The sequence below is a fragment of the Methylobacterium sp. WL116 genome, from assembly GCF_008039455.1.
Lineage (GTDB): Bacteria > Pseudomonadota > Alphaproteobacteria > Rhizobiales > Beijerinckiaceae > Methylobacterium.
Window position 1 is genome coordinate 1 of the sequence record NZ_VRUV01001031.1, and the last position, 687, is coordinate 687.

Genomic DNA, 687 nt, shown 5'->3' on the forward strand with positions numbered 1-687 from the left:
GGGTGCGACGAGGGGCGGCCCGCCGGCCAGGCGGTCGGCGAGATGGCCGACCGCCAGCGCGTAGGAATCCGAGGTGTTGTAGCCGCGGATCACCTCGAAGTTGTCGGTGATCAGGAAGGCCGGCCCGCCGGCGCCGCCGGGCAGGAACACGGACGCTCCGCCCTTGTCCGGCAATGGGCCGCCATCGATCCGGCTGACGCCGCGGCGCGAGAATTCAGGCAGGTCCGCGGCGTAGCGTGTCAGGTCGAAGCCCTCGGGCAGGCGGACGGCGTAGCCCCACGCGATCGCGGGATTCCAGCCGAGGTCTTTGAGGTAGGCGGCGATCGAGGCGAGGGAATCGGCGTCGCTCACCCAGATGTCGCTGCGGCCGTCCCCGTCGAAGTCGACCGCGTGCGTCAGGAACGTCGAGGGCAGGAACTGCACCTGTCCCATCGCGCCGGCCCAGCTGCCGAGCATCCGGTCCGGCGCGACGTCGCCGCGCTGCTGAATCGCGAGGGCGGCGAGCAACTCGTCGCGAAACAGCGTGCCGCGGTGCCGGGCGGCGGCGAGCGTCGCCAGCGCGCGGATCGTCGGCACCGAACCGCCGCTCGCGCCGAAATCCGACTCGATGCCCCAGATCGCGAGGAGCACCGAGGCCGGAACGCCGTAGCGCGCCTCGATCGCCGGGAGGGTCGGCCCGAGCGCTGC

At 72.6% G+C, this 687-nt stretch carries 1 protein-coding gene; it reads right to left on the reverse strand.

What is annotated here, in order from left to right; translation table 11 throughout:
- Positions 1–687, reverse strand: a 687-nt coding sequence (locus tag FV223_RS29225; RefSeq protein WP_147730066.1) for a lytic murein transglycosylase, incomplete at both ends; no start/stop codon positions are given.